6 protein-coding genes and 1 pseudogene are annotated in these 6996 nt (G+C 65.9%); 1 reads left to right on the forward strand and 6 read right to left on the reverse strand.

All coding sequences use genetic code 11. The features are described from left to right. From VF497_RS05860 to VF497_RS05875, 4 genes are all read right to left on the reverse strand, one after another. Positions 1-348 (reverse strand): hypothetical protein (locus tag VF497_RS05860; RefSeq protein ID WP_330886693.1); only part of this gene is annotated, 348 nt, incomplete at its 3' end. 1 nt (position 349) lies between these two features. Then, positions 350-2044 carry a metallopeptidase TldD-related protein gene (locus tag VF497_RS05865; protein WP_330886694.1) on the reverse strand — a complete coding sequence of 565 codons (1695 nt, stop codon included), beginning with the start codon at positions 2042-2044 and terminating at the stop codon, positions 350-352. Positions 2045-2153: 109 nt separating this feature from the next. After that, on the reverse strand, positions 2154-4151 hold the full coding sequence (gene tkt, locus VF497_RS05870) for a transketolase (protein WP_330886695.1): 1998 nt from the start codon (positions 4149-4151) through the stop codon (positions 2154-2156). Then, positions 4109-4372, reverse strand: a complete 264-nt coding sequence (locus tag VF497_RS05875) for a hypothetical protein (RefSeq protein ID WP_330886696.1) — start codon at positions 4370-4372, stop codon at positions 4109-4111. The genes tkt and VF497_RS05875 overlap by 43 nt, the downstream gene beginning before the upstream one ends. Here VF497_RS05875 and VF497_RS05880 point away from each other — a divergent pair. Continuing rightward, positions 4371-5987 carry an APC family permease gene (locus VF497_RS05880; RefSeq protein WP_330886697.1) on the forward strand — a complete coding sequence of 539 codons (1617 nt, stop codon included), beginning with the start codon at positions 4371-4373 and terminating at the stop codon, positions 5985-5987. The genes VF497_RS05875 and VF497_RS05880 overlap by 2 nt on opposite strands. Before the next feature lie 30 nt (positions 5988-6017). Here the strand turns inward: VF497_RS05880 and VF497_RS05885 are convergent, their stop codons facing one another. Continuing rightward, positions 6018-6362, reverse strand: coding sequence for a hypothetical protein (locus VF497_RS05885; protein WP_330886698.1), 345 nt, complete (start codon positions 6360-6362; stop codon positions 6018-6020). 219 nt (positions 6363-6581) lie between these two features. Continuing rightward, positions 6582-6996, reverse strand: a pseudogene (locus VF497_RS05890) (hypothetical protein); the annotation flags it as partial.

Below are 6996 nucleotides of genomic sequence, written 5' to 3' on the forward strand. Positions count from 1 at the left end.
CACGCCGTCGTAATCGTCCTCGACCGGCAGTTCGACAAAGATCGGCTGGCGTCCGGCCATGCGGCTCGAATCGAGCTTGGCGTCGCCGACGCGCACGTCGACGCGCGCGTAGCGCCAGCCACGCTCACCGGAGAAACCCACGGCGCCGAGCGAGGCCTGCACGTCGAGCACGGCGATGTCTTCGACCTGGTAAGCGATGAAGTACGGCTTCGCCTCGCCCGGCAGTTGCAGGCTCTGCATCGAGCGCTGCAGCTCGTCGTTCATCGCGCGCTGCACGGCGTCGTCGACGGCCTGGGCGAATCCGCTCGCGGAGTAAAGGGCGGCAAAGGCAAGAAGTATACTTTTCATTTCAGCGACCCTCCGCGTTTGCCGCCACACCCGGTGCCGGCAGGATCGGCGGGCGCTCCTGCGACTTCGGCTTGCGCTGCACCTCGATGCGACGGATCAGCAGGTCGGGCGCGACGGTCGACACCGGCACGAAGCCGGACTCGGCGCCGCACCAGCCGTGGAACACGCCGAAGCGCCCGTCCGCGGCGTCGATCTGGGCAAGCAGGGTCAGCGGCGTGCCGACCAGGTCGACGCCTCGTACGAGTTCCTCGCGGCCGTCGGGATACAGGCGGTAGACCATCGTCGGCAGCAGCTTGGCGCCGCCGGTACTGGCGCGTGCGGTCTCGGTGAAGCCGCCGTCGAGGTCGCGGATGATCAGGCCCCAGGGCTTGCCCTGCTCGGCGATTTCGGTGAGCAGGCGCTTCTTCAGCGTGTCGTAGTCCACCGGCTTGTCCACGCCGACGATCATGTTTGACTGGCGCGACACGGGGCGGAAACCGGACTGCGAGCGGCCATGTCCGTTCGAGTACGCGAAACCATCGATCAGCGTGCGCCCAAGCAGGAAATTCTTCAGCACACCGTGCTCGACCACGGGCACCGGACGCGCACGCACGCCTTCGTCGTCGGCCGCATAGCCGCCCATGAGCGCCTGGCCGGCGAACTCCGTACGCGTCGGATCGAACGTGATCGAGATCGACTCGGGGAAGATGCGCTCGCTGAGTTTCTTCTTGAACGTCTGTGCATCGTTCTCGTCGCGCAGGCGATGCGCTTCGAGGCGGTGGCCGACGACTTCGTGGAAGAACACGCCGGCCGCGCGGTTGTCGAGGATGGCCGGACCCTCGTAGGCCTGGATCACGGGCGCCTCGCGCAACGCCTTCAGATCGGCCATGAGGTTCTCGACCGCGGCGAGCACGGTCGCGTCGTCCGGCAGCGCGTCGGGCCGGCTGGCGACGAAGCGCACCATGCCGGGCAGGTCCATGCCGTCATCGGCCTTGGTCGCCGCGGCGATGTCGAGCAGATAGGTAAGTTCGGCGTGACGCACGCGCGTGCCTTCGCTATTGGCGAGCCAGCGTGTCGTGCGCGCGACGCTGAGACCAGCGCGCGCGTTGTAGATCTTCGTATCGCGCTTGAACGGTGCGCTGTAGGCCTTCACCTTGTCGCGCCAGCGGTCGAGATCGATCGCATAGTCGAGCTTGGGCTCGATGAGTTCCAGCTTCGATTCGTGGCTGAAGTCGTCGGACTTGTCCTCGGCCGCGGTCTGCACGGCCGCGTCGGCCTTGGCCTTGGACAATTCCTCGACCGCGCGCCAGTAGGCGCCGTCGGTCGCGCTCCAGATTTCCGCGCGCATCGCGCGCACGTCGTCGTCGAGGCCGACGCGCTGGGTCGCGTTGCCGCGCGCGTAGCCAGGTAGGCCACCGGGCGCGCCCGCGTGGGTGTTGTCGAACGCGTAGCTGCCGGTGCGCAACTCGACGTTGAGCGAGCGTACGTGCATCGACGATGAGTTGGTCAGCGTGCCGAACTCGGCGTTGACGCCGATCTGCTCATCATCGTTGATGCGGTAGGCGATGAAGTAGGCCGGCACTGCGGCCTTGAAATAGGCGGCCTGCGAGCGCGTCAATTCTGCGCTCATCGCCTCGAGCACGGGATCGGCCGCGGCCTGCGCCGCGGCGGAGCAAAAAGCGGTTGCGGCGAGCGCGAACCGGACGACGAACTTCATCGAGCGCCTCCCTGCGGGTGGTTGACGATTCAGGACCTGCGCCAAGGGTACACAGTTCCCCAAGCCGCATGTGGGGCGACAAACGGGCGCTTCGCGGCGCCCGTCCGTCTTATTGGAGGTTCTTCACCGCATCCGCCACCGCGGTCGCGGTGATGTCGAAGTAGGTGAACAATTGCTCGGCCGGTGCCGACGCGCCGAAGCGGTCGAGACCGACCACGGCGCCGTCGAGGCCGACGTACTTGCGCCAGTACGCGGTCACGCCCGCCTCGACCGCGACGCGCTTGCGACACCACGACGGCAACACGCCTTCGCGATAAGCCAGCGGCTGGCGGTCGAATACCTCGGCGCACGGCATCGAGACGACGCGCACCTGGATGCCCTGCTGCGCGAGGCTGCGCATCGCCTCCATCGCGAGGCCGACTTCCGAACCGGTGGCGATGATGATCGCGTCGAACTTCGCGCTGGCCGGATCGCTGAGCACGTAAGCGCCGAGCTGGATCAATCCGACCTGCTCGTCCGTGCGCTGCTGGTGCGGCAGGTTCTGGCGCGAGAAGATCAGGCAATCCGGACCTTCCTTGCGCTCGATCGCTGCCTTCCACGCCACAGCACTCTCGACCGCATCGCATGGGCGCCAGACATGGTTGTTCGGAATCAGGCGCAAGCTCGCGACATGCTCGACCGGCTGGTGGGTCGGTCCGTCCTCGCCGAGACCGATCGAATCGTGCGTGTAGACGTGGATCGCACGCGTCGGAATCAATGCCGACATGCGCACTGCGTTGCGTGCGTAATCGGAAAACACGAGAAAGGTCGCGTCGTAGGGAATGAAGCCGCCGTACAGCGCGAGGCCATTGCTGATCGCGGTCATGCCGAATTCGCGCACGCCGTAGTGAACGTAGTTGGCGTGAGCGTCGTTCGACTGCACGTCCTTCGAGCCCTTCCAGATCGTCAGGTTCGACGGCGCGAGGTCGGCCGAGCCGCCGATCAGTTCGGGCAGCAACGGGCCGTAGGCGTCGAGCGACATCTGCGAGGCCTTGCGCGAGGCGATATTCAGGCCTTCCTTCTGCAGCTTGGCGATGAACGCGTCGGCCTGGGTATGGAAATCGGCGGGGAGATCGCCCTTGATGCGGCGCTCGAATTCGGCGGCGAGTTCGGGATGCAGCTTCTTGTACTTGGCGAAATTCTCGTTCCACGCGGCCTCGGCGGCGGCGCCTTTCGCTTTCGCATCCCAGCCGGCGTAGATTTCGTCGGGAATGACGAACGGCGGATAGTTCCAGCCGAGGTTCGCGCGCGTCGCCGCGACCTCGTCCTTGCCGAGCGGCGCGCCGTGCGTCGCCTCGGTGCCCTGCTTGTTCGGCGCGCCCCAGCCGATGATCGTCTTGGCAATGATCAGGCTCGGCTTGTCGGTGTCCTTCTTCGCCTGTTCGAGCGCAGCCGCCACGACTGCCGGGTCGTGCCCGTCGATCGGGCCGATCACTTCCCAGCCGTAGGCCTCGAAGCGCTTGCGCGTGTCGTCGGTGAACCAGCCGTGCACCTCGCCATCGATCGAGATGCCGTTGTCGTCGTAGACCGCGATGAGCTTGCCGAGCTTCCATGTGCCGGCCAGCGAGCAGACCTCGTGCGAAATGCCTTCCATCAGGCAGCCGTCACCGAGGAAGACGTAAGTATAATTGTCCACAATGCCGCAGTCGGACTGGTTGAAGCGCGCCGCGAGCACGCGCTCGGCCAGCGCAAAGCCGACCGCGTTGGCGAGGCCCTGGCCCAGCGGTCCGGTCGTCGTCTCGATGCCGGGAAACTCGCTCGCCTCGGGATGACCCGCGGTCTTCGAATGCAGCTGGCGGAACTTCTTGAGCTGGTCGATCGGCAGGTCGTAACCGGTCAGGTGCAATAAAGAATAGAGCAGCATCGAGCCGTGACCGTTCGACAACACGAAACGGTCGCGACCCGGCCACTTCGGATTGGCCGGATTGTGCCTGAGGAAATCGCCCCACAGCACCTGAGCGATGTCGGCCATGCCCATCGGCATGCCCGGATGGCCTGACTTGGCGGCTTCGACCGCATCCATGCTCAACGCACGGATCGCATTGGCCAGCTCTTTGCGACTTGGCATTTGTTCACCTTCGGGAAATTGAAACGTGCGGCCGTGGGCGGCCACTGCTTGATTCTCGCGACCGGAACCGATCGCAAAAATGACGCCGTATTGTCTCGCACTTGCGCCAGCTTGTCGCGGGCCGGCACGCCGTCACGTTTGCCCACCGCGCCGACTTCGGCCAAAATCCCCGCAAACCTGCACATCTCGCGCGCACGCCGCGCCTCTTCGGGGATTCCCATGCAACAAAACAAGGCGATTCGCCGCGACGTGGGTGCGTTCGCACTGATGCTGACCGGCCTCGGCTCGATCATCGGCTCAGGCTGGCTGTTCGGCGCCTGGCGCGCGGCAGGCCTTGCCGGCCCGGGCGCGGTTTGGGCCTGGGTGATCGGTGCAGTCGTGATCACGACGCTCGCATTGACCTACGCCGAGCTCGGCGCGATGTTCCCCGAATCGGGCGGCATGGTGCGCATGAGCCAGTACTCGCACGGCTCGCTGGTCGGCTTTATCGGCGCCTGGGCAAACTGGATTGCGATCGTCTCGGTGATCCCGGTCGAGGCCGAGGCTTCTGTGCAGTACATGGCCTCGTGGCCGTGGCAATGGGCACAGGATCTGTACATGCACATGCCCGACGGCCATGGCGAGTTGACTCCACCCGGCATCGCGATCGCCGCCGTGCTGGTAATTGTATACTTTTTGCTGAACTACTGGAGCGTGAAACTGTTCGCGCGCTCGAACAGCGCGATCACCGTGTTCAAGCTCGTCGTGCCCGCGCTGACCGGCGTCGCCCTGATCGCGAGCGGCTTCCATTCGGAAAATTTCAGCGTCGGCATCGACGGCAGCGGGCATACGATCGACTTCGCCGCGGTGCTGACCGCGGTCGCGACTGCGGGCATCGTGTTCAGCTTCAACGGCTTCCAGAGCCCGGTCAACCTCGCCGGCGAGGCGCGCAATCCCGAGCGCAGCATTCCGTTCGCGATCTTCGGCGCGATCGCGTTGGCAACGGTCGTCTACCTGCTGCTGCAGATCGCCTATCTCGGTTCGGTGCCGCCCGACCTGCTCGCCAAGGCCGGCTGGAAGGGCATCGACTTCCGCTCGCCGTTCGCCGAACTCGCGCTGCTCGTCAACCTCAACTGGCTGGCGATGCTGCTCTACGCGGACGCCTTCATCAGCCCGAGCGGCACCGGCATCACCTACACCGCGACGACCGCGCGCATGCTTTTCGGCATGCAGAAGAACGGCACGATGCCCGCAGCATTCGGCCGCGTGCATCCGGTCTGGGGCATCCCGCGCGCGGCGATGTGGTTCAACCTCGGCGTGTCCTACCTGTTCCTGTTCTTCTTCCGCGGCTGGGGCACGCTCGCCGCGGTGATCTCGGTGGCGACGATCATCTCGTACATGACCGGCCCGGTCAGCGCGATGACCCTGCGCCACACCGCGCCGGAACTGCGCCGGCCGCTGCGCCTGCCGGCGCTGCCGGTCTTCGCCCTGCTCGCATTCGTGTTCTCGACCGAGCTGCTGTACTGGGCGAAGTGGCCGCTGACCGGCGAAATCATCCTGCTCATCGTGGTCGCGCTGCCGTGGTATTTCTATTACCAGGCGAAGAACGGCTGGCGCGATTTCCGCCGCCAGCTCGACGGCGCGTGGTGGCTGATCTGCTACTTGCCCGCGATCGCGCTCGCCTCCTGGGGCGGCAGCACGCGCTTCGGCGGCCGCGGCTACCTGCCCTACGGCTGGGACCTGGTCGTCGTCGCGCTCGTCGGCGCCGCGTTCTACTTCTGGGGCCTCAAGTGCGGCTGGCGCACGCCCGACGTCGAGCAGAACAGCGCGCAGGCAGCGCGCGACAACGCTGCCTGAAGCACGAACGGCGACGATTACCTCAGCAGGTCAAGGTTGTGCCGCGAGCAGAAGATCCTGACCCACCCGATAGGCAGGCAGCTTGCAGACATCGAAGTCGCGGTACACGACTCGGCGCCCATCGGCGAAGCCGATGCGCAGATCACGCCGGCAGTCGCCGTCACCCACGCGCATCACGACGGTGACCGTATTGCCGGACTCTCCGAACGGCCAGCTTCTGATCGGCGCCGGATGAAACCGATCGTTGCCGCGCTTGGCGATCTCGAACGAAGTGATGCGGCTTGGCGTGGCGGCGAGATCGACGTAGTAAGCAACGTCGGCCAAGGCGACGTTCGACAGCCCGGCGAGCAACGCGGCGAGAAAAATCTTGTGCATGACCTGCTCCGGTTCGTGGACGAAAAGCGGAATCGCGGCAAGCCGAACCCGTCGGCATCGTTCGATGCCGTTTTTTTGCAGACGAGTGACTGCCGCCAGATCAGATGCGGTGACAGCGGATTTGGTTGCTGCACTTCTGCTTCAACGAAGCCGGAATGAACCTGGCCCGATTGATCGGAACGGCGGACGTCGATGGTTTGACGCCGAATCGCTCGGAACTCAGTGCAGAGTCTGCGCCGATTCGTCCGCGCGCGTGGTCGCGAACGGATACAGCGGCGGCAGCGGTGATTGCGCTTTCCCTGCGTGCGTCGCGGCGAAGGCAAGGCCATCGCGGAACGCCGCGGCGACGCGCCCCCCATCGAACGGCTCCGGATTCGCCGCGTAGAGATGGCGCTCGAGCTCGATCGACGCGGCGCGTTGGCTAGCATCGAGCGCGTGCGCGAGCTCACCGAGCGTGCGCGCATGGCTGCCTTCGCTGCGCGCCCAGGCAATCAGTGCGCGCGCGATCGCCGACGCGTCATCGCGCTTGCATGCGCCGATGAACGCCAAGCGTGCTGCGCTCGCGTTCGCGTCGGCGCGCGCATCCGCCGCGGCTGTGGGCACGGCGGCGGCCGTCTTGCGCCGTCTTGCGATG

Origin of the sequence: Rudaea sp., from assembly GCF_036383415.1 — a bacterium.
GTDB lineage: Bacteria > Pseudomonadota > Gammaproteobacteria > Xanthomonadales > Rhodanobacteraceae > Rudaea.